Below are 23,314 nucleotides of genomic sequence, written 5' to 3' on the forward strand. Positions count from 1 at the left end.
AAGAAGAAACAATGAAAAAACAATATACCTCGTATCAAGAAACAATGGCGTTTTTAGAACAAGCTCAGGAAAAGTACCCTGAGCTTATTCGCGTGCATAGCATTGGAACGACGTGGGAAGGCAGGCCAATCATGATGGCTACCCTTTCTGCTAACATTGAAACTGCGGACAGTAAACCCGCTCTGCTTTTTACAGGAACCATCCACGCTCGTGAGTGGATTGGAAATGAGTTAGCCATTAAGTTTATTGATAATGTGCTAACCAATATTGACCACAACCCATCTATACAACAGGCATTAAGCCGCAATACGCTATATATGGTGCCTTGTTTGAACCCTGATGGGTTTGAGTATTCTCGCACCCACTTCTCTTTTTGGCGCAAGAATAGACGTGACAACGGCGATGGCACCTTTGGTGTAGATTTAAACCGTAACTTCGGTGTTCGCTTTAAGCGCTCTGCCGATACCACGGTAAACACCTACTCAGGCCCAGCCGCGTTCTCTGAGCCAGAAACCGCCGCTATACGCGACTTCGTATTGGAACATAAGAACATCACTATTGCGCTGGATTACCATTCGCAAGGTAACGTGTTCTTCCCTGCCCATAAGTTTAATCACGAGTCTGAAATTGAAGGCACCGACTTAAACGTATTGTGCGCCAATATGAACCGTGAAATCCATAAGGTAACGGGTCGCCAATACGGTATTCACCGTGGCAAGCCACCTACGAACCTGATTAACGGTAGTGGCCGTGAGTATTATTACTCGTTAGGTATTATCTCGGCTGTGGTAGAAGTGGGCACTCGCAACATTCCTGATTACATGGCGAATATGTCGCAAAGTGTAGATGAGAATGTGCCTGCGGTACTTTATGCACTTTCAGAAGCGAAAAACTACTCTGATGAAGCACCTGCTCGGGTAGATAACTTCACAATTGAATCAGTGGGCGTTTACGAAGCGACCCTGTGCTGGGATTACCCAGAGTCTGATGATATCTATTTTGAACTGTATCGCTCCGAAACTGTGAAAAGCCCTTGTCGCGAAGATAATCTTATTGCGATTATTGGCAAACACACGTTCACCGATGTGCAGCTTAAAAGTGGTCAGAAATACTTCTACAATATACGTGCAGTTAATAAAGTTACTGATACCAAGTCGCCTTTCAGCCCTGAAATTAAGCTGAAAACGCAGTTATCTGAAGATGAATATTTCAGAGGTTTGTTCCCATCGAAGCGTGGTATTGGTTATGTAGGCCAATATACTCTCGAGAAAAACCGCGACCATTTCGGCTACAACTCGTTGTTTGTAGGTGTGAATAAACGCCGTGGTATTTGTTACGGTGTGATTGCGTTTAATATGGAAAACTTACCGGAAGAAGCCCGTATTAAGAATGCGAGTTTCTCCTTGTATCCGATGAACCGTGTTAACGCCAAAGTAGAAAATTTTGGTGAATGGACAGTATCAATTCTTGACCCATCAGAAATATCTGACATCACCGATTTCAACCAAATTCATCAAGCGAAGCCTATTCAAACGCTTGGTGATGAAATTCGCTCAGATAAGCTAACTCAAGGTATTTGGTCTCATTGGGATTTAAATGTGGCCGAGCGTCGCATTATTCGCAAATCTATTAAGAACGGTACCTTGTTGCTTCGCGTTGAAGGTCCAAGAAAACTGCCTCTTGGTGCAGACTCGCAAATGATGCAGTTTGATATTGGGTACGGAAAGTTTGGTTCAGGTATCCATTACCGCCCTAACTTGGAAGTTATTTATACCCTTCCAAGCAAACAAGTAGAGCTAACGCCATCATCTCTTAGCACGGTATCAAAAGCCGAGGTTAAGAAAAACGAACTGCAGTCTGGTTTCGATGCAAATGGCGATGTGGTGTATGGGCAAATGACCTTCTTAACCGAAAATCTGCCTGATCCTAAGAAAACCGTGATCACGGAAGCTTATTTAACGATGAGTAACGACAATGCCTTGCCTACATCGCAAGATATTCGTTTCACCATTGAATTGGCTGGTCTTGAAGATCTTGATTATGAAAGCGTTAAAAATAGAGAGAAAAAAGAGTTTATTGGCTACGAGGTGAGTAATGCTCAGCTTAAAGACAAAAACTCTCATAACTTTATTTTTGATAGTTATTGCCGTGAAGCGCTCGAAGATATGCATGCGAAGCATGCGCCTTTCCATTTCGTGGTTCGCTCAACGTCATCAAGTGCTGAAAAGAACATGCTAGTAAATTGGCACGACTTACACAGTAACAATGTGTGTAAGTTGGTGATTAAGTACATTGAGCGTCGCAAAGAGCCTTTACCGGCACCAGCGAACTTAAGCGTAACCTTAGAAAATCGTCAGGTTAAGCTAAGTTGGAGCAATCCGAAGCATGCCGATTTAGTGGGTGCGTTTGTGGTAAGAAATCGCTTCCACTCGCCGCGCTCCCCGCTTGATGGTGTGAAGCTTTACGCAGGTTCTGATGAATATACCTATGACAACTTTGGTAACCCGAATGTTGAAAAGTATTATTCTGTGTTTGCCTATGACGACGTGCCAAACTATTCAGCGCCTGTCAGTGTTTACTATTCTTCTGAGGAAGTTATTCCAGTAGAAGAAGAGAAATACGAGAAGCAGGAAGAAGAAGACGACGATGAGCCGTTAATTGATTAGTCATTAACTGCCACATTGTTTATGGTTAAAGAATAAAAATAGGCGCTTAAAGCGCCTATTTTTTTGTCTGCGTTTTATTTATTTTCTGATGTACTCACTATTTTCAATATACTCAAACCTACTATTGCAGATACACTAAATGACAACGTTGCGACAACTGCAATATTTGCATGTACAGACAATGAAACTGGCATCTTAAGGGACTCCCTATGACAATAATAAAAAAAGGATTACTGGGGCTTAGCATAGTGCTTTTAGCTTTGGTTGTAGTTGTGTTAGTGCGCACTGTAACTTTCACTCCAGAAACCTACCAGCCTTCCCCCGACACCACTATGATATCGCCAGATGGCAGCGTGATAGCAGAGCACCTTTCACAGGCTATTCAAATTCAAACTATCTCTTATGAACATGCTGAAGACCGCGACCGTGCTGAATTTCAAAAATTTATCGCATGGTTGGCCAGTACTTATCCTGAAGTGCACGAAAGCTTAACCCTTACTTTGCTGAACGACTACACCCTACTTTTTAAATGGCGCGGTAAAGCACCTTCCAAACCTAGCGTATTGTATTCAGCTCATTATGATGTGGTTCCGATTAATCCAGGTACTGAATCTCAATGGCAGCACCCGCCATTTGGTGGTGTAATTCAAGACGGTATTATTTGGGGCCGTGGGGCGCTCGATGATAAAAGCGCAGTGATAGCTCTAATGGAATCTGTTACCTTGCTGCTAGAAGCGGCTTATACCCCAGAGCAAGACATCTATATTGCTTTTACTCACGATGAAGAGATTGGCAGCCAATATGGCGCAAAAGCAGTTTCAGAATATGTTGTTGAGCAAAACATCAAACTAGCGTGGTCGCTTGATGAGGGCTCATTTATTCTTGATGGCTTAGTACCTGGGTCAGACAAGCGTGTCGCCAGTATTAATGTGGCTGAGAAAGGTTTTCTTACGCTTGAGCTTATCGCAAAAGGTGAAGGTGGACATAGCTCAATGCCACCTCAAGATACGGCTGTAAGCATTTTAGCTGAAGCCATCGTCAACGTTAAAAACTCACCGGTACCTGGCGGGTTAGAAGGCCTTGGCGAAACTATGTACACCAATATCGCTAAGCACATGGATTTCTTCAAGCGTATGCTCTTTGCCAATCAATGGCTGTTCAAGCCATTGATTGAGGCATCAGTATCTCAGTCGCCTGCGGGCAATGCGATGTTGCGCACCACCACAGCCCCTACCATGCTCTCGGGTAGTGTTAAAGCGAATGTATTGCCGGCTACCGCGACAGCCACTATCAATTTTCGTATTCATCCTAGAGACACTATTGAAAGTGTTACCAGTTGGGTAGAAGCTGCCATCAACGATCCTCGAATCACCATTAAAACATCGCAAGCATTTAAGCCGTCAAACGTGGCCAATAGTGACAGTCAGGGGTTTAAAAATATTGCCGCAGTAACACGGGATGTTCAGGGCGATATTATCGTCACACCTGGGTTAACTATTGCCGCGACAGATAGCCAGTTTTACTCAAAAATAACTGATGCTTATCGCTTTAATCCGATTAATCTGACACCTGCTTATTTGTCAGGGTTTCACGGCACTAACGAGAGAATTGATATTAAAAATATGGAAGATGCCGTTAAGTTCTATACGCGGCTAATGCGCCAACCAGCGCAGTGAAGCTAATTAAATAGCCAGATCAAAGGCAACGCACAGGCGTTGCCTTTGCGTTCTTAACGCTCGTTCAGTGCGCTGGGTACATGAGTACGGACGATGTTTCGAGTTGATAGCTCTGAATGCATTGGTCTAATTGGACTTACACTCGTCGACTTTTGCGGTACGTCAAAATATATTTCCACATCGGCAAAACTATCTATTACTTGTTGGGTAATTAAAACAACCCCCTTCTCGCTAACTGAAAATCCGAAGTGCTTAGCAATATTAATATCGTCAATGGCTAAATTAGCGGGCACCGTCACACCTTTATCTACGATAACGTTTTTTAATTTAGCGCCGGCCTCGATAGTCACATCAGGCAGCAATACACACCCTTGAAGTGAAGCGCCATCACCGATTGCGCAATTGGATGACAAAACAGTGTGATGGATACGGCAATTAGTTAATTGGCAACCGGTGCCAATCAAAATCTGATTGAGGTCGCACTGGCCTTTTTGAGTCCCGCCCCGCATTTGGGTTGGCGCGCTAGATAAAGCACTTCCCCAGATAGGCCAAGACGGGTCAGCTAAATTCAACATATCGCTGTTGTTCAGCAAATCCATATGAGCCCGCCAGTAACTATCAATGGTGCCTACATCTCGCCAATAGGGAATTTGGCAACCATCGGCGCCTCTGAATCGATGCGCAAACACTTTGTGCTGCTCAATAATATTTGGAATTACGTTTTTACCGAAGTCGTGATCAGATTCCAACGCTTTGGCATCTGCTTTAAGTAGCCGATAAAGCACTTAAGCATTCACTACATAATTGCCCATTGAAGCTAAACAATACTCTGGCGCATCTAATAATGGGTGTGGTTTACATGGCTTTTCATCGAAAGCGGTTACCCGACCTTTGCTATCAGCACTTAATACGCCCAGCTGATTTGCCGCATTCTTAGTAGGCACTTCTATGCAAGATACTGTCATTTCGGCGCCGTTTTTCACATGTTCAGCCAGCAGTTTTCGATAATCCATTTGATATACGTGATCCCCCGATAAGATCATCACATATTTAGGTGCTCTGGATTTGATATAGTCAATATTCTGAAAACACGCATCTGCAGTACCTTGGTACCAGCTTTCAGACTGTTGCTGGGATGCAGGAAGAATATCTAATCGCCCCCCAAAACTGTTATTCAATGTGCCCCAATGTTGCATCAAATGCCGAATTAAACACTGAGACTTATATTGGGTGAGTACCGCAATTTGATTTAGGCCTGAATTAACACAGTTTGAAAGGGGAAAATCGATGATTCGACAATGACTGCCAAACTCTAGTACCGGTTTAGCCCGGGTTTCAGTAAGTGCTTTTAACCTTGAGCCCTGCCCACCGGCTAGCACTAACACCATGGTATTTTCTATTATTTGCTGTAAATCAATCTCTGCATTCATAACTGGCTCCGGCTAGGATGATACCTAAATCGATGATGATTAAACTGCAATCACAATTTAAATTATCTATTGAAGGAAAATTGCCGACATTGAATTCAAAAAAATTCTACAACATGCCTTTCGCGTTAAGGCTAAGTAAACAAGGAATCTTCGTTTAGCGTATTGATCCGCATCAATACGATTGACGATGCGCGTCCATGAAGGCTTATATTCATTATAACGCCAGGCTATATAGCGTTTTCATCTAGCGTGCATTGGCTTGAATGAAACAAGCCAACTTCCCTCCTTGTTAATTGTAGCCACCATTGCTTAAGCCAAACAGCTTGTGCTAGTTTTAATGATTACATGCTTATAATTCAAACTAATAAGGAAAGAGAATGAGAGCAGTTTGTACGCTTGTGTTACTGCTAGTGAGCTTGCAATCTATGGCCAAGGATGTCATGGATATGCAAGCTAGGAGCGAGTTGGTCGATGAAATACTAGCACAACGATTCGAGCAGGTTTTACCCAGTCTTATGCAGCGTACTAATATTGATATGTGGGTAATCATGTCGCGGGAATACAACGAAGACCCCGTCATCAAAACCATGCTGCCATCAACGTGGCTATCGGCCCGCAGGCATACCATGTTGGTCATTTTTAACCCTGGCGAAGGAAAGCCTCTAGAACGTTTAGCGGTAGCTCGGTATGCCGTGGCTGATTTATTCGAAAAAGCATGGGACAAAGAAGCTCAGCCTAATCAGTGGGAAGCACTTGCTGATGTTATTGAAGCGCGCGACCCCAAACGAATTGCAGTGAATGTGTCAGATGCATTTGCACTTGCTGACGGCATGAGCAGCACCGAAAACAGCAAGTTCATAGCCGCCCTTTCTCCTAAATTTAAAGACCGTGTGGTATCGGGTGAAAAACTGGCCATTGCTTGGCTAGAAACTCGTAGTAAGCTTGAAATGCAACACTACCCTTCCCTGACTCAAATTGGCCACCAACTTATAGCAACGGCTTTTTCAAATGAAGTTGTTACTCCTGGAATCACTACTACCGACGATGTCATATGGTGGTTGCGTGACCAAAGCAAGGCATTAGGGTTAGAAAACTGGTTTCATCCTTCAGTGTCTATACAACGTGCAGACAATGAAAAATTTGATCAAATAAAAGCATTTAGTAAGCGCGCTGGTGAAAATATTATACAGCCAGGAGACCTTATCCATGTTGATTTTGGTATTACTTACCTGCGTTTAAACACCGACCAACAACAGCATGCATACGTGTTAAAAACCGATGAAACCGCGCCCCCTAAAAGCATAATTGAAGCTTTTGCAGCAGGAAACCGATTGCAAGATATTCTTACCAACAATTTTAAGGTTGGACGCACCGGCAATGAGATTTTGAAAATGTCTCGAGAGCAAGCCATAGAAGAAGGGCTAACCCCTGCTATTTATACTCACCCACTGGGATTTCATGGTCATGCAGCAGGCCCCACCATTGGTATGTGGGATGCACAAGAAGGGGTTCCCGTTCAGGGCGACTACCCTGTGTATCCAAACACGGTTTACTCTATAGAGCTAAATGCCGCCACCTATATTCCAGAATGGGATAAAGACATACGCATTATGTTAGAAGAAGATGCGTTTTTTGATGGTGAAAAAGTAGAGTATCTCGACGGAAGGCAAAAAGTGCTGCACCTCATTTCCTCAGCGGAGTAGCCGTTAGTTACAACAGCGCGTTTATTTGATGCTCTCTAGTCACGATAAACGCGCTAAATTAAATGCTCAGGCGTATATGCAGTTGTTAAGCTAAACTATCACTGAGCGTTCAGCGCTTTAATATCCGCTATCAAATAATCGACAGAAGCACTATTGAGCCCGTTGTATATGCCGCGAATATGACGATTCTGATCTATTAATAATAGGCTTTCGGTATGCAAAAAATCTTCTGTATTTTGCAAGTTACCCAAGTCGTCGCTGGCGAAGTACGCGCTTTTTGCCAGAGAATAAATAGCGTCCCGCTCTCCGGTTGCCAAATACCATTTATTACTTAAAATGCCGTTTTTATCTGCATAAGCTTTAAGCAAATCGACCGTGTCAGTATTCGGCCTAATCGAATGCTGAAGAATTTTTACGCTATCGTCGTCAATAAATGCCTCTTGCACCTTGGCCAACTTAGACCGGATCATGGGGCAAATTCCCGGGCACGTGCTGAAGAAAAAGCCTGCCACATAGATTTTATTCTCAAAGTCTTTCTCGCTAACTTCTTCCCCATCTTGATTGGTGAAACTAAAGGGCGGTATTTTGTGAAAACCATCAAGCGCTTCACTACCGCTTTCAATCCAGTGCGGTGTAAATTCTTTGCTGTTGTAATAAGATAATTGGTAGGATAGTTCGTCCGCGCTATGGGCTGAATTTACCGTTATTGCACTGGTACTGCATAGCAACAGCAATGCACTAGAAACGAAGACTGGCTTGATTTTGGTAGTAATCAACAGAGATAACCTCATCTTCAAGCCCCACACAGTTGTTTGCTTTTCTAAGCCCATAGATCCGCCCATTCTTGTATTCAAAATTAGAGTATAAGGTGCCATTTTTTCGCCACGCTTGCTGCAAGCCTACCGGTTGCCCTTCGTGGTAGTTAGATTTCTTGAATTTGGCTCCACTTCTGTACCAACGCCAGCCTTCACCTTCGACCTTGCCGTTTTCATACACAAATGCCGACCGAAGGTTTCCGTTAACCCACCAGGTTTTTACACTACCCTCTCTGGCGCCAGACGCATAATAGGCCTCGTAACCTAAGGTACCGTTCGAAAACCACTTTCTTGCCACCCCGGCGCGGCGACCGGCTACAAACTCATCTTCTGTAGCAAGGGCGCCTGTTGAGTGGTAGCTCACCACTTTTCCTGTAAACGGGGCGTTTTGATATATACGAACGCCTTGCTTATTCAGCGATATGGCATTTTCATACACCACTAGTTGTGCTCTATCGCTAAAGGATACCGACCCAGAAGTTGCTGCCAGCCAAAGTGCACAAAACAGGAGTACTTTGTAACCTGTTGATTTAGTTAATGTCACTCGGCGTACCTTGGAAGTTACCCGGGAAAATTAGGTAATACTCGCCGTTTAAGTATTGTTCATTTGATATGTGGTAGTGATATTCAGCATCTTCCTCTGAAGCACCTGTATAAAGGGTGACTGACGTATGGCCGTTCGATTCATCTAAATCGGTGGGGTAGTCTACGGTTGAATAGCAACGTCTTCCAAATATGAAAAATCCATCTGCCATAATACCTACCAGCGAATCATCATCATAAGAGATAGCTTGTGGCTCTAAATGGTAATGGTAAGTTTGCGGGCCAGTATGCGCACCATTGCGATCAAAACCTTGTATCACGCCTATCGATACATCTCCCGTACCTTCGGAATCGTTGAAAATGGGCGCGCCGCTCAAAGCAATACCTATTGCACCTAACGGCGTGGCCGATGATGTGGCGGCTAGTTCCGGCGATACGGGGACGGTTAAATCAAAATCATTTAGGTAATCTTCAATATCACCCGGTGAGCGCTTTTGATTGAATAGAGTTTCATCTTCAGGCTCAACATATAAGCCGCTGGCATTGCCTGAATCCCAATATGATGATGTGTGATCGGGTTTACCTGCCGACTCGAGCGACACTGTGCATCCATCTTCAGACAACACAATAGTGACATTTGGTGCCGCAACAAATTCAAGATATGCACTTGAAAGCTCTGTCATCGGTGAGTCGCACGTTGTGGTACTCGAGTCGCTGTCGTTACCCGTGTCTGTTCCGGTGCCCGCATCAACACTGGTGTCGCTGTCTACAGTTTCGTCAGTTGATGAGCCCCCGCCGCAAGCAGCTAACACTGATAGAATGCTTACGCATAACAATGTACGTATTGCGTAGTGACTTTTCGACATAATGATTCTCTCTATTGATATTTGTTGTCGCTGTATTCTTACGCTTATGCCCAGTGCAAACAAACGTAAGGAACGTGAGTAATCAATAAACTAGCACAGCGCTTGCGTGCACAATGTGCATATTCAATGGAGATTTTGATGGGAAGACGTATAGGTAACTGGATACAAAAGTACAGGTTTCAAAACGAATAGCGCGGTGTTAAGGGTAAGTCGTATTTATTATTTTTAGGTTAAGAAAATGGGTTCGATGATTTATATTTCAAAGAGGGATTATCGTTCAAGTGAAGATTTTCGCTGGGAGTTTTTTCGAGGGATATTTTCTAACACCAGTAAGCGTGGTGATTAAAATAAGTTACTGGCCCACCCAGTTGCCGAGTGGGCCATGAAACTGTAAACAAACGTTAAATCAGTGAGGCTATACTATTCAGAGAATGGACGTACAACAACTGTTTCAGCGTTATAAGAACGAACAAATGCTGACATTTCTTTGTGATTACAAATAATGGTTTCGCCTTCTAAGCCGTGCTTAGCAAGTGCTTTTTCTGTACCGATTGAAACAGCATCTAAACAAGCTTTAGAAGCGATATCTTCGTTCTTAGCAACAAGGGCAATGCCTTTAGTTTCATTAGTAGTTTTATCGCTGTATAAATCAGCAAACTTTCTCAAGCTTACATCGTTACAAAGCAATGATGCACTGAAAGACTCAACATTTAATCCGTTGTCACGAATTAAACGTTTTGCTGCTCTGTAGCCTTCTGTCGCGGCTGTGTAGCAAGCTTGCGTTTCAATGTTTTGATTAACTGGGTTTAAACGAACGTCTTGAGCAAAAGCATTTAAAGACGCTACTGAAGAGATAAGAGCAATGGCGAAAGTTGACAGTTTCATAATGTAATTCCTATTGTGTAACAAAATTAGAGTTTTCTTAAGCAACGAGTACATTATGACCAAAAATCACGTAAAAGAAAGCTCATTTTTGTAATTAAATTACATAAATTGACAAAAAACTGTACTTTTCACATCAGTTCTGTAAGTTTTTTACAAAATTTAACCTTTTTAACAATCGTTGCTACAAAATGCGAATATATGTAACCTACATTATTGTTATCTAATATTGGATACGGCTATATCCTGTAGCCTGAAGGTACCTATTTGAAGTAATCGACGTGCTTACACTGTTTCACGTACTAATCGAAATAGTGCGAGAGTGATGGTAGGTATTTATAATGCGTGATCAGAAACGCAATGAGGCTTTAGATACAAAAATGCCCACCGACTTTGTGCGGCAGGCATCAATAATTAAGTTAATAGCTGCAACTGGTTTTATACTTTCACGACTAGGTGATTAAATCGTGCATCCAGTTTAACGAAGGAAGTTTGCGGTCTTCTTGGTAGAACAAACGATTTAGCCTACCTAAAAGATTAACAGGTCTGGATGGATCGTGAGATTTAACCCTATGGGAACTTTCATTAAGCATAAACTCCCACGGTTGTAGATTCATATCATCAATCTCGTCCTGTTGAACACCTAAGCTTTTAAGCGTAGACAAAATACGTTCTGTTTTGCTTTCTACCACTGGCAAAATGGTATTGCCGTATAAATCATTTAAAGGCGCATTAATCGCTGCCAGGGTGTGATTAATTGCCGACCACACCATATCGTGGTCAAACTCCCAGTCACGTGGCGCATAATAGCCTTCTATTTCCCACTCTAGCTCTGCATTGCTAGCCGCAATACTGCTTTCTGCTTCTGGCGAGAACGACAAGTCAGGGCGCGCGCCAATATTGTATGCGTCTACACTCATGGCAACACAAATCACCAAATCGCCACATATTTCTTTGTTTTGGTATAAGGCTTCAAATGCTGCTCGCTTAACGCCCATCCAACCATGCACTTTCGAAGGTTGCTCTACAAAATGGCGCACATCGTTAGGTAGGTCTTCGCCATAAAGATCGATTAACAGTGGCAAGGGGTTTTGCTCTGGTGCCTCGTCAGGCATCCACACTTCATACTCTTGGCGATTATCTGCTTTTCCACGGCTTTTAATGCCGTAAGATAAATTTACCGGCCTGCAAATACTGCGATCTTCATCAACTTTATGAAAGTACTCAGAGCGCATTCGCTTGATAAAAGGGGCATCTAACCCCGCCAGCGCGGCGGTAGGATAGCGATAACCAATCTCGCTGTGCTCAACCATTGTGAGTGTAGGTATGGCTTTTTCAAGCTTACTCTTTACGCCTTTAAGTTGCTCTACATTAGGCAAAACAATACTTCGCTCCGGCTCAATGGTAAGCCGACGTCCATCTTCTGCAACGAACTTTGGGGTCTTGTGAAATTCGTACTGAGAAAGGCCTAGACCCTGCACCGCGATGTTACGATAACGCGACAATTCACTGAAAAGCGCGGTGTGGTTCCGAATGTGTTTAAACAGGGGGCGGTTTGACGTCATACTACTTATTCCATGTCACGTATTTAAGTTGGAAAATCTGTGCGTATCTATGCAACCGTTTATCGGTAATTCAAATGACAGTGTGCCACAAAGATAGCATCAGGCAAGCACCTCCGTGCTCATACCTCTTTCCTCACTTCTTTATATTTAAAAATTCATACCAGACTTCAGCGCCAGCCTTATCGTACTCTTCTACTTTTGCGCGAAATGCTCTGCGAAGGTCGACATTAACCAAAGGTGCTGGAAGCAGTGGGTCGAACACTAATCGTTTTAGGGCATTATCGCCGACGATATAATATTCCTTTGCTGCATCATCTAGTGATAAGCCTTCTATACGCTTGCGCGACCGCGCGAGTTCAATTAATCCTTCTTCGTAACTGGCTTCAAGGTTTTTGGTCTGCCATAACCCTGCTGCCTTTTTTTCCGTCGCGTCAGCAAAGTCAGATGCATTAAACACCACAGCGCTTTTATCTAACCCTAATCGGTACAAGCGCTCTCGTGTTGTTCCCACCGTATCGTTAAGGTTGTTAGGCCTAACATAAAAGTCTGCAGAGAGCTTTTTTAAACCCATTAATTTAAGCGCCCTGTCTTGTGCCCGTGTGGCCTTACGATCACTTTTTGCTAACGCGGTGGTTAGCACGGTAAGCCAATCACCACGCCATTCACATAATCTAGATTCTGCCGTATGCCAGCTACTTATCTCGCCAGCAAATTGCTCGCCATCTTTACCTAACTGGTAATAACCACGCTCCACCAGCTTAAGCAGTTTTGCTGATTGTAAGCGAGTAAGGGTAACGCGAATATTATTTTCCGAAATACCAAACAAGGCGCCTACTCTTACCGCGCTGGCTGCATCCATTTTAATACCAGGGCGCGAACCAAGTAGCTTCATTAACAAGTGACGGGCTACAGGTTTACTGGCAGGTTTTTCGGGTAACATATTGCTTTACCAATCTATTAGTAATTAAAACGACATCGAGTGAGCACTTTACCTAAATGTCATGCATTTACAAAGTATATCCTTTTTCCGCTTTCTTACTGGGCATAAGCTTTTGAAAATAAGCACTTGATAATAAGCGCTTGAAAAAAGCTCTTAAAGACAAACACTCAATCAGCTATCGAAATTGGAAAGTCATAAAACCAAAAATTACAACATTTGACACAAAAAGACACAACTAGTAATGTTTAATAAATTTTCAAGGCGAGTTTATTATGTCTGCACCTACGTTGTTCGATACCCATGTTGTTGAGAATCAGCCTCTTCCCTTACCCGCTTATAACTTGTGGCAGGACGACCCACTACTTAAGTGCGCTGTAATGGCTAATGTAACGTCGCCACACGCTGACGTAGCATTACAGCTAGATGTATTTGGGCAAGTCGCTGGCTTTGAATTAATGGAGCATGGCGAACTTGCTAATAAAAATAAGCCCGAGTTTCATCCTTTCGATCGGTATGGTCGCAGAATTGATGATGTAGCGTTTCATCCTAGCTATCACGCACTTATGAGCGCGGCTATGCAGGGTAACGTTCATAACTACTCGTGGCAAAATGAAAGTCAGCAAGGCGCGCATGTCATAAGAGCCGCGTTACTTTTCATGCAATATCAAGCTGACGCGGGCACAACTTGCCCTCTTACCATGACCCATGCCGCCATCCCGGCGCTACGACAAGCTAAAGGCTTACCAGATTATTGGGTGAATAAAGTAGTTCATGGGCACTACGATGACCGCACCTTGCCAGCAGAACACAAGCATGGCCTGTCTATTGGTATGGGAATGACCGAAAAACAAGGTGGCTCCGACGTTCGCCGCAACACAACCACTGCTGCAAAACAAGAAGATGGTAGTTACCGCATTGTGGGGCACAAGTTCTTCTTTTCTGCGCCCATGTGTGACGGGCACTTAATTCTTGCGCAAACTGGCGCTGGCCTAGGGTGTTTTTTATTACCAAGAGTTATGTCTGATGGCACCTTAAACGAAGTACGTATTCAACGTTTGAAAGACAAACTGGGAGACTGGAGCAATGCTTCGTCAGAAGTAGAGTTTCAAGGTGCAACGGCTTACTTAATAGGTGAAGAAGGTCGGGGCGTACGTGTGATTATCGACATGGTTTCTCTTACTCGCCTTGATTGCATGATTGGCTCGTCGGCTTCTATGAGACAAGCGTTAGTGCAAGCCCATCATCATGTCAGCAACCGTGAGGCTTTTGGTGACACGCTTATCAATCAGCCTTTAATGCAAAATGTCATCGCCGACCTTACGCTTGAATGTTCGGCGGCACTGGCTTTGACCATGCGGGTCGCTCGCGCCGTTGATGCTAGTAAAATCAATCCGAAAGAAGCCGCACTGGCTCGTATCGCAACGGCAATTGGTAAATACTGGATATGTAAGCGAACCCCAGCATTTATTAACGAAGCACAAGAGTGCTTAGGGGGACTAGGTTATGTAGAAGAGAATATTTTGCCTAGGCTTTATCGCCAAGCACCGCTTAATTCAATTTGGGAAGGCAGTGGTAATGTACAATGCTTAGATGTACTTCGCGCATTGCACAAAGAGCCAGAATCTAAAGCGGCACTTTTTGATTTATTGCATAGCGCAAAAGGGAGAAATGCCTGCTACGATAACCACCTGCAAAGTCTTTTAGACGCTTTCGAAGATACCGCCACCCTAGAAATTCGCAGCCGTTTAATTACAGAGCATACTGCTATTGCCATGCAAGGTGCCTTGCTTCTAAATGAGAGCGATAGCGTGATGGCGAACACCTTTTGTGAAGCAAGGTTAGGCAAACAGCAAGGCTTAGCGTTTGGAACACTGCCTGCTAACACACCTTTTTTAGATATTATTAAAAAGGGAATGCTTAGCAGTAGCAACAATTAAAACGGGTTAGTACTGAAACCCTGTTCACTTAAACGGGCATGGGCTGTCATCGCAGATAAGTCCATCTCAACGCCCTCTATTAGCATTTCAGAACTTACATCATTAGCGGCTGAGGATTGTCCGCAAACGATTACTCGTACGCCTTTATCCATAAGCGCACGCAATAAATCTAAGTTGCCGTTATCTTCACCTTTTTTCTTTTGATAGGCCGCGTTATTAATCACATCAAGCGTGGCTGAGCCGTGAACCACTAACGCGAGTTGAATATTTTCAAGCTTAGCGCCATTGGTGACATGCATATTAATAAAACGAGCTAGTGAATCAAATTTGCGGTTAACCTTGCCCACATCAGCCCCTTTGGCTACATCGAAGGCGACTTTAAATTGTTGCTGAGGCGATACACTCACGCCTGGCACTGGTGCATGCTTGCCATAGTTATTAAAAACGGGGCCTGCGGCAAAATCATCAGTGCCCGCATGGGCAAAAAAAGGTGTCGATAAAGCGGTTATTACGGCAAAGGATGACGCTAAAAGGGGTAACGATTTCATGCATGCTCCACGTTGTTATTTTAAGATAAAAAAAAACGCCCTACTCACCAAATGAATAGGGCGCGTTTTCAATTCAGTGTAACTATTTACTCGCTGATTTCAAACTGGCAGCATAGTCTTGGGCTTGTTTAACTAACCGCAGCGCATTACCGCTCCAAATATCTGCTAAGTCTTCTTTGGTATAGCCCTCTTCTAACAAACGTTGTGTAATCATGGGCAAATTAACCACATCCATCATGTCGTCTACACCGCCGCCGCCATCCCAGTCAGCGCCAATACCTACGTGCTTGGGCCCCACAACTTCTAACGCATGTAAGAAGTGTTTCATGTACACATCAAACGACGCTTTAACCGCGGGATGCTCATGCTCTATTTCCCTACGCTTCTCTAATAAACTTTCATGGTCAGCACCTTGTTTAACCATTGCCATCAATCCCTTGTAAGCTTCTTTTCGCTCAGGATTTTCAGGCAATGCAGTAAGGTAGTCGCTGTAAGCATTCATTTGAATGACACCGCCCGACTCGGCAAGCTGCTTGAGCAAGTCGTCGTCAATGTTTCGCGGATGATCGTAAATTGCTTTCACGCCAGTATGCGACAATATGATGGGGGTTTTGGACAATTTAATCATGTCTTTCACCGTTTCATCATGAGCATGGGAACCGTCTAACACAATCCCCAATCTATTTGCTTCGCTCACAAAGGTTTCACCTAACGGCGAAAGCCCACCCCACTTTACGCCTTCGGGATCGGTAGAACTATCACCAAGCTGATTGTTTTTGAAATGTACCGGCCCCGCCATTCGTAGCCCAAACTTATAAAACGTTTCAAGTAGGCTCATATCCGTACCTAAGGGATAGGAATTTTCCATACTCATATAAACAATATGTTTGCCTGCTTTTTTAATTTCACTCGCATCATCAGGGTTAAGCGCTAACGCAAAAGTTTCAGGATGTTCAGTCACCATGGTGCGTACTGCAAGTGCGCGCAGTAGAGCAGTGTCGCGGCTTTGTTGATAACCTTCTGTAGTAAGCGGGCCTTGTGGGGTATAAAGCACCCAAAAACCACCATCTAGTGCCCCTTCTTGCATACGTGGTACATCAACTTGCGAAAAGTCGTGGCCATAGGTATGACGCTCCATGATATCAAACCCGGGCCTGACCAAATGCGCAGGCGTATCTAGGTGGGTGTCCAAGGTCACGAGTTTTCGCTGAATAGCTTCGGCTTCTTCTAGAGATACCTTATCGGCTGCCTGTGTTACAGAACTCGCCATCGTGGTTCCAAGACCTAAGGCTACCACTACCCCAATCATTGCTTTGTTTAATTGATACAGTTTTGTATTCGTTTTAGTTGTCATGTTAGAAAGCCACCGTTAATGAAGCTTGCACGTTACGAGGGCTTAAAGGGCGATAGAAAGCCGATCCTACAAACGCAAACGACAATACTTCCTTGTCGAAAAGGTTATCTACGTTTAACCGTAAGCTCACATTTTCAGGCATACCAAAAGGGTTCACACCGCCTAAATCCACATAGGCACTTACCGTGGTGTAGCTATCCATTTCATAGGTTTCGGCGTAATCGGTATAACGACTGCTGGTATATTTTGCCGATACGTTCGCTACTAGCCATTCTGTTGGCTCGTAGGTAATGCCTCCTGTCATCACCCAGTCTGGGCTATCAGCCAAGGCACTGCCTTCAGGATTACTACCAAAGCCATCTACTAAGCTGGCATTTTTGTACGAGATATTGGCATTCATGTATAACTGTTTTTTGAATACGTCAGGCTGATAAACACCTGATAATTCAAAGCCGTAGGCTTCTGAAGCGCCGCCATTAATATAGAAGCTCTCTGGCTGCCCAGTGGCGGGGTTTAATACGTTACTGGCAAACAAACGATTATCAAAGCGGGTATAGAATAACGCTAATGCCGCGTTAAAGTTTTCTTTGTTGGTACGGTAGCCAAATTCAATATTATCGGCTTCTTCACCTTCGGGAGTATCGGGTTCAAAGCTAACCGCATTGTCATAAATGTCATCTGTACCATTAGGTAGCGCGTAGTTTTTCGAGTAAGACGCGAAGAGTTGGTCGGTGTCATTTAGGGTGTATACCGCGCCTATTGAAGGTAAGAAATGGTTGCTAAATTTGCCGCCCACAGATTGAGGCCCATAGCCCGCTTCACCGTCAATTTCGTAATCATCATAATCACGATATCCATCAAGTGAATAATCCACACTTAAAGACTTTATACCCAATTCAAGCTTTAAATTATCGTCCATTAAGCTAATGGTATCTTTCACGTACAACTGCGTAGTTTCACGTACCGAGGTATAATCTCGACGATAATATGCCACCTCATCCCAAATCACGTCGCCGTCAGCACTACCGCCAGTTTTATTTAAACGCTGTTGCGTACGATGGTAAGTGTCTTTTTCCTGCCAGCCACCAAATTGTATATCGTGGGCATCGAGGGTTAAGTTGAAATCAGCAACAAAGCCTTTTCTATCACCACCTACTGACGATAAGCCATATTGCACGCCACGTGGGTGCACTACATCTAGCCCTGCTGCCGCCTGATCTTCATAAATACTTAAGGTGTTACTGTAAGAATCGGGAGAAACACCATAACCATCTTTATCTTCAAAATAATAAGTACCGGTAAATAACAAGTTATCTAACAAGTAGGTTTCAAGCTGAGCAGAATAAAGCTTATCGTCGCGAACGTTTACGCGGTCTTCGTAATAACTTGTACAGTTACTGCCGGTGAACACAGGGGTAAAGTCGCTTTCATCAGCCACTCCATCTTGGTTGAAATCGTAAACCCCGGTTAATGGTGCAATACAGCCTTCCGGAATGGCATCTAAGTAGCTGTAATAATAGTTATCGTCAAAAGTCGCTTCGGTACCTGATGGCGAATCATAATCGAAGAAGTCATTGGCCACATAGCTAACGGTAAATGTAGTCTCGTCACTAAAGGCATAAATTGCTTTACCCTCAATGTGCTCTCTGTCGATGGTACCTGGCCCGCGCCATAAATCGCTGTCGGTTTTCGAGCGACTTACGTAAGCCTTGAAACCATTAATATCTCCGGTTTCTAATTTAACGAAAGAGCGATTTAAATCATCATCACCAATGGTATAAGACATCATGCCACCGGCTTCGTCAGACGGGTCTACCGAATAGTACGAAGCTATAGGCCCTAAGGTAGAATAACTTGGTGCGGAAACATCGCCTGCACCTGGAGAAGCCACTACAGACGCTAAGTTCTCATTATCTACATATCTGAAAATAGGGCTACCGCCGAAAGCATCTGAACGCCCCATGGGTACGCCGTTCAATACAAAGCCCATTTGGCTTAAGTTGAATGCGCGCACATTCACAGAGTTTCCAAACTCATATAAACCTAATGCACCGTCCGTTTGCACATTAAAACCAGGTAAACTTTCTAACATTTTAAGCCCAGATATACCGCCTGGGGCCGACAATAACGCTTCTCGGGTAACGGCCAGCGTATTGGTCACTTCACCCGTACCAATGGCGACCTCGGTAGTAGAGATACGACGGCCTACTACTTGAATTTTTTCTTCTTCAGTTTCAGCACTGGCGGTTTCACTTTCTTGTGCATACGCAGGGCTGACGGCAAACATTGCCGCAATAGATACACTTAATAGTGTGGGACGCAACGGTGTATTTGTTTTTATCATGAGTGTGTTTCCTGCTTCAACTGCTACTACGTGCCCACTCGGAGGAAAACCAAGTGAGTGTTCAGTTAACACATCACAATAAACATACCAACAACGTTAGACTTTAGTATAAATATAGGCGTCATTTTAATCAGGCGAGCAGTCACCTAGCCTAAGCAACTCATCTGATGAGCTTATTCTTAATCGTTTTTGAAGATAACCATTCACATCAACCACCATTACGTTATAGCAATGCACCAAGAGATCGCCAGTGGCATTGAGCGGCGCACCACAACAGTGAACAGCTTTCTTAATAAACTTAAAACACTCTTTAATTTCAAACAGCTAAGACATAAAGTCTGTCGTGGCGATCACGCTATTTTTACAACACATTATTGAGTGTAAAAACTGCGGTATGTTTGCTATTCACTTTTGCAATTTTTATATTGCTTAAATAATGACATCAACCAACTAATTCAAACTTCATGGAACCGAATTACGCCAATTACTCCTACAATGAGTTACTAGAGGCACTAGAAACTATTGACCATCACGCATACCCCGAGCGAGTCGATAGCATTAAAGCTAGATTAGCTACACTAACTCAGCACAGCACTAGCGCATCTATTCGTGGAGACTACAAAGATATTAGCCTCATACTATTTTTATTTAGTTCGGTAATTGGTGCGGTATGCGCCTGGATGCTATTTAAAGAAAGCGAAGATGATTTTAGGCATATAGTTGGCGCCTTATTGCTACCCGCTTCCCCTTTTTTATATTGGTATTACAAGAAAAAGTGGAAAATTCACGCTCAGGATCACTTCATATTAAATGAAGATGGCGTGCTTTATTGCTTAAAAGGGCAAGATGTCAGATTAGTATGGGTGGATATTACGTCCATCGAGTACTCCCGAACCAGATATCATACCAGCGTATCTTTTGATTCAAATAACAGAGAAAAACGTATCTATATTGATATACAAAAATTCCAGTGTAGTCGGACAATGGTAGAAAACTTCATTAGACAAAAAGCCATCGAACACGATGTGCCGTATCATAAAAGCACATTGTGGAGAGGCAAAAAGCGAATAGTATAAGCAAGGTCCTCATCACTCCTAAAACCCTTGATAAAAGCGGCTTATTTTAAAGACCTTGCGTTGATGATATGAGTCTTAAATTATGTTTCTTAAGCTTTACGCTTGGGAATATCTGCTGTAATGCTTAAGTAAAATAGTTAGTTTACGCCAACTTAGCGTTAAAAAATGCAATGGTTCTAGACCATGCTAGCTCAGCATTGTCTTTGTCAAACCGCCCAGTAGAATCATTATGAAAACCATGATTCGCGTTTTTATACATGTGCATTTCATACGACACATTATTTGCTTTCAAATCTTCTTCGTATCCTGGCCAAGTTGCATTTACTCGCTCATCTAATTCACCAAGTTGAATAAGTAAAGGCGCCTCAATATTTTTACGTAACTCTTTGGCTGCTGGCGTACCGTAAAAAGGAACACCTGCATCTATAAGGTCGCTATCGACGGCAGCTAGGTAATTCACCATGTAACCACCAAAACAAAACCCCACAGCGCCTAATTTTCCATTAGACAATTCGTGCGCTTTGATAAATTCAGCGGCGGCAACAAAATCATGCTCTATTTTTGAACGCTCTAGACTACGCTGCATCGCGCGCCCTTCGTCATCGTTACCCGGATAACCGCCTAACGGAAATAAAGCATCGGGAGCAAACGCGATAAAACCTGCCTTCGCAAGCCTTCTGGCTACATCTTTAACGTAAGGGTTTAATCCACGATTTTCGTGTATTACCAATACTACTGGCGCTTTTTTTTGCGTGGTTTCATTTTGGGTTAAAGCATTTGGGACCACTAAATATCCCTTACCTTCGCCGTGTCCATGGGGTGAAGGAAAGGTTTCGTAGATTGCGGTTATGTCGGGATCGTTAAAGGATATTTGTTCAGCCAACGCGTAATTAGGCAGTAATGACGAGGTTAAGAAGGACATGGAATAGCCAAGGGCAACTAATCCTGTGAGTTTGGTCATGAATGTGCGTCTGTCCATGCCACCGTGGGCATAAGCGTCGTACCAATCGAAAGCTTCTTGTGGAATGGCTTTGTTTTCCTGCTGAAGGCTCATAGTTAATCCTTAATGACACAAAGTGGTAATGCTCGGTAAGTGAACTGCTAGTTAATAACTAAATAAGTGTGGGTGTCCAGACTAATATCCGACTAATATCCAATATATTATGAAAACAGGCGCACTTTTGCGCCGTACCGCATTTATGGCGAAGGTAGTCGTAAATGTAGTGCAAATAGGTTTCATTACTACTAGGAAGGCGTTAACTTTACTCCAATATCACTATTTTGATACGTCATTATGATGTAGTAAACCATGAGGCTTGTATGGCAACGTTAAAAGAACAAACTGAAGCGAAGGTTGAAGCTGGCCGTAAAGGCAACCCAGATTTCATGAAAGGGGTTGATGCAGAAATAGCAAAAGCTAAATCGTTTCAGCAAGGCAGTGATGCATTGGCATTGGGTGATAAAGCACCTGAGTTCACGCTGCCAGATGCAAAATTGAATACTGTTTCACTCACTTCTCTATTAAACCAAGGGCCTGTTGTAGTCACTTTTTATCGCGGGAGTTGGTGTCCGTACTGTAATTTGCAGCTTCGTGCCCTACAGTCTCGATTAGACGATATTAAAAGTCTAGGGGCAACGTTAGTGGCTATAAGCCCGCAGGTGCCCGATGATTCGCTCAGTGAAGATGAAATTAGCAAGATGGATTTTATCGTATTGTCAGATCAAAGTGCCAAAGTTGCAGGCCAGTACGGCGTAGCATGGGAAGTGCCTGAATTTCTCATTGAGCACATGAAAAATGATAGGCAACTCGATCTAGAAACCATCAACAACGGTAATGGTAACATTCTGCCTATTCCAGCAACCTTTGTGCTCAATCAAAATGGCGACGTAACCTGGCGTTATGTGGATGTTGATTATAGAACTCGTTCAGAGCCGCAAGATATTATTGATGCACTTAAAAGTATGTAAGCCTATTTGCTTGCAATCTAGAGAGTAAGATACTAGACCTCGGTAGATATATTCAAAACAGCAAAAAGGTGGCCATGGCCACCTTTTTTAAATTATGTGCTGAGCAACAACAATAAAAACAAAAACGACATACTCAGGCTTCAATTTTACCTCTTACTACTTTTTTGTATTCGCTGCGGCCAAATCAATAATTTCAACGTTAGTATTAAATTTACCATTGGTTAAAGCATTGTTCATTTCATCGGGATCTTTAGCATAATCTTGTACAAAGGCTAAAATATTTTGATCGTTACAGGTAACATTTTCAGCAATATAGCGCTTGCTCAAACCAGAATCTTTAATCGATTTGTGCAATTGAATCTTGCTACCTTGTGCTGCAACAACACATAATTTAGAAGATACTGATTCGTCTGCTGCAAATAAAGAATCTGCTGCGTTTGCCATACCAATAGTAGATAAAGAAAGTGTAATTGTAGCTAGTGTTTTAGTGAGAGTATTCATCATTGTCATCCTTTAGGTTAAGTCGAAGTTAATTTTGCAACCTAAATGCCAATATTTTTAAATAAGTAAAATCAACAAGTTAAGCCGAATCAGGGTATTTATCGGATTTTAACCTTTCTCATTAACACTATTGAATAGTCATTCTCACTAAATTTTAGCCCTTTATAAAAGTGCATGTTCGTATGCCAATATTTACCTTCTTCGTAACCCACTAAAACGGTAATTTAAATAATTACCGCAACATCAACAACTCGACACTAATTGTAAATAATCTTCTGATGCCATCTCTATCAACCGGCTTTTAGTACGCTCAAACTCGAACATCAGTGAGCCGCTAGTATAAATCTCATCCTGAGGTACGTAAGCCGTCATGACCAAGTTAGTTTTACTGTCATAACATTCGTCTACCAATGCAATAAATCGTGTTAACACCAAGCGACTTTGTCGTATCTTAATTACCAAGCGATTCTGTCGTAAGCGCTAATTACCAAGGGAAACTG

The 23,314-nt window shown here is 43.2% G+C and carries 18 protein-coding genes and 1 pseudogene; 6 read left to right on the top strand and 13 right to left on the bottom strand.

What is annotated here, in order from left to right; translation table 11 throughout:
- Positions 1 to 11 precede the first annotated feature (11 nt).
- Positions 12 to 2,666, top strand: a complete 2,655-nt coding sequence (locus J5X92_RS11010) for a M14 family metallopeptidase (protein ID WP_126871608.1) — start codon at positions 12 to 14, stop codon at positions 2,664 to 2,666.
- A 209-nt stretch (positions 2,667 to 2,875) separates the two neighbouring features.
- On the top strand, positions 2,876 to 4,342 hold the full coding sequence (locus J5X92_RS11015; RefSeq protein WP_208805770.1) for a M20 family peptidase: 1,467 nt from the start codon (positions 2,876 to 2,878) through the stop codon (positions 4,340 to 4,342).
- Between the two features lie 53 nt (positions 4,343 to 4,395).
- Here J5X92_RS11015 and glgC read toward each other — a convergent pair.
- Positions 4,396 to 5,772: pseudogene (gene glgC, locus J5X92_RS11020) on the bottom strand (glucose-1-phosphate adenylyltransferase).
- 377 nt (positions 5,773 to 6,149) lie between these two features.
- On the opposite strand from glgC, the gene J5X92_RS11025 reads away from it, so the two are divergent.
- A complete protein-coding gene (locus tag J5X92_RS11025) occupies positions 6,150 to 7,475 on the top strand; it encodes a M24 family metallopeptidase (RefSeq protein WP_208805771.1) in 1,326 nt (441 codons plus the stop codon).
- Positions 7,476 to 7,573: 98 nt separating this feature from the next.
- Here J5X92_RS11025 and J5X92_RS11030 read toward each other — a convergent pair whose 3' ends face one another.
- The 6 genes from J5X92_RS11030 to J5X92_RS11055 form a co-directional block, all read right to left on the bottom strand.
- Positions 7,574 to 8,266, bottom strand: a complete 693-nt coding sequence (locus J5X92_RS11030) for an SCO family protein (protein ID WP_208805772.1) — start codon at positions 8,264 to 8,266, stop codon at positions 7,574 to 7,576.
- Positions 8,214 to 8,834, bottom strand: a complete 621-nt coding sequence (locus tag J5X92_RS11035; protein WP_208805773.1) for a toxin-antitoxin system YwqK family antitoxin — start codon at positions 8,832 to 8,834, stop codon at positions 8,214 to 8,216. Before J5X92_RS11035 ends, J5X92_RS11030 begins: the two co-directional genes overlap by 53 nt.
- Positions 8,821 to 9,699, bottom strand: a complete 879-nt coding sequence (locus J5X92_RS11040; protein WP_062087793.1) for a YHYH protein — start codon at positions 9,697 to 9,699, stop codon at positions 8,821 to 8,823. The genes J5X92_RS11035 and J5X92_RS11040 overlap by 14 nt, the downstream gene beginning before the upstream one ends.
- 420 nt (positions 9,700 to 10,119) lie before the next feature.
- Positions 10,120 to 10,584, bottom strand: a complete 465-nt coding sequence (locus tag J5X92_RS11045; RefSeq protein WP_057790348.1) for a hypothetical protein — start codon at positions 10,582 to 10,584, stop codon at positions 10,120 to 10,122.
- Between the two features lie 449 nt (positions 10,585 to 11,033).
- On the bottom strand, positions 11,034 to 12,146 hold the full coding sequence (locus J5X92_RS11050; RefSeq protein WP_126871602.1) for a hypothetical protein: 1,113 nt from the start codon (positions 12,144 to 12,146) through the stop codon (positions 11,034 to 11,036).
- A 133-nt stretch (positions 12,147 to 12,279) separates the two neighbouring features.
- Positions 12,280 to 13,086: a PaaX family transcriptional regulator gene (locus J5X92_RS11055; protein ID WP_208805774.1), complete on the bottom strand. Its 807-nt coding sequence runs from the start codon at positions 13,084 to 13,086 to the stop codon at positions 12,280 to 12,282.
- A gap of 272 nt (positions 13,087 to 13,358) precedes the next feature.
- Between J5X92_RS11055 and J5X92_RS11060 the strand changes: the two genes are divergently transcribed.
- Positions 13,359 to 15,023, top strand: coding sequence for an acyl-CoA dehydrogenase family protein (locus tag J5X92_RS11060; RefSeq protein ID WP_208805775.1), 1,665 nt, complete (start codon positions 13,359 to 13,361; stop codon positions 15,021 to 15,023).
- Here the strand turns inward: J5X92_RS11060 and J5X92_RS11065 are convergent.
- The 3 genes from J5X92_RS11065 to J5X92_RS11075 all read right to left on the bottom strand — a co-directional run bounded on the left by J5X92_RS11065 (position 15,020) and on the right by J5X92_RS11075 (position 19,269).
- Positions 15,020 to 15,571 (bottom strand): DsrE family protein, encoded by a 552-nt coding sequence (locus tag J5X92_RS11065; RefSeq protein WP_208805776.1) that lies wholly within the window; start codon positions 15,569 to 15,571, stop codon positions 15,020 to 15,022. The genes J5X92_RS11060 and J5X92_RS11065 overlap by 4 nt on opposite strands.
- Positions 15,572 to 15,653: 82 nt before the next feature.
- A complete protein-coding gene (locus tag J5X92_RS11070; RefSeq protein WP_244360654.1) occupies positions 15,654 to 16,841 on the bottom strand; it encodes a dipeptidase in 1,188 nt (395 codons plus the stop codon).
- A gap of 85 nt (positions 16,842 to 16,926) precedes the next feature.
- The gene (locus tag J5X92_RS11075) at positions 16,927 to 19,269 is read right to left on the bottom strand and encodes a TonB-dependent receptor (protein WP_208805777.1); all 2,343 of its coding nucleotides are present in this window, start codon (positions 19,267 to 19,269) and stop codon (positions 16,927 to 16,929) included.
- 464 nt (positions 19,270 to 19,733) lie between these two features.
- Between J5X92_RS11075 and J5X92_RS11080 the strand changes: the two genes are divergently transcribed.
- Positions 19,734 to 20,345, top strand: a complete 612-nt coding sequence (locus J5X92_RS11080; protein ID WP_208805778.1) for a hypothetical protein — start codon at positions 19,734 to 19,736, stop codon at positions 20,343 to 20,345.
- Between the two features lie 142 nt (positions 20,346 to 20,487).
- Here J5X92_RS11080 and J5X92_RS11085 read toward each other — a convergent pair whose 3' ends face one another.
- Positions 20,488 to 21,399, bottom strand: a complete 912-nt coding sequence (locus tag J5X92_RS11085) for a dienelactone hydrolase family protein (protein WP_013783125.1) — start codon at positions 21,397 to 21,399, stop codon at positions 20,488 to 20,490.
- A 266-nt stretch (positions 21,400 to 21,665) separates the two neighbouring features.
- On the opposite strand from J5X92_RS11085, the gene J5X92_RS11090 reads away from it, so the two are divergent.
- Positions 21,666 to 22,313: a peroxiredoxin-like family protein gene (locus tag J5X92_RS11090; protein ID WP_013783124.1), complete on the top strand. Its 648-nt coding sequence runs from the start codon at positions 21,666 to 21,668 to the stop codon at positions 22,311 to 22,313.
- A 156-nt stretch (positions 22,314 to 22,469) separates the two neighbouring features.
- Here the strand turns inward: J5X92_RS11090 and J5X92_RS11095 are convergent, their stop codons facing one another.
- Together J5X92_RS11095 and zapE are read right to left on the bottom strand one after the other, a co-directional pair.
- Positions 22,470 to 22,817 (bottom strand): DUF3718 domain-containing protein, encoded by a 348-nt coding sequence (locus tag J5X92_RS11095; protein WP_158306759.1) that lies wholly within the window; start codon positions 22,815 to 22,817, stop codon positions 22,470 to 22,472.
- A 240-nt stretch (positions 22,818 to 23,057) separates the two neighbouring features.
- Positions 23,058 to 23,246: an AFG1/ZapE family ATPase gene (gene zapE / locus J5X92_RS21055; protein WP_348272396.1), complete on the bottom strand. Its 189-nt coding sequence runs from the start codon at positions 23,244 to 23,246 to the stop codon at positions 23,058 to 23,060.
- Positions 23,247 to 23,314: the final 68 nt, after the last annotated feature.

Origin of the sequence: Alteromonas sp. K632G, assembly GCF_017653625.1 — a bacterium.
Taxonomy (GTDB): domain Bacteria; phylum Pseudomonadota; class Gammaproteobacteria; order Enterobacterales; family Alteromonadaceae; genus Alteromonas; species Alteromonas naphthalenivorans.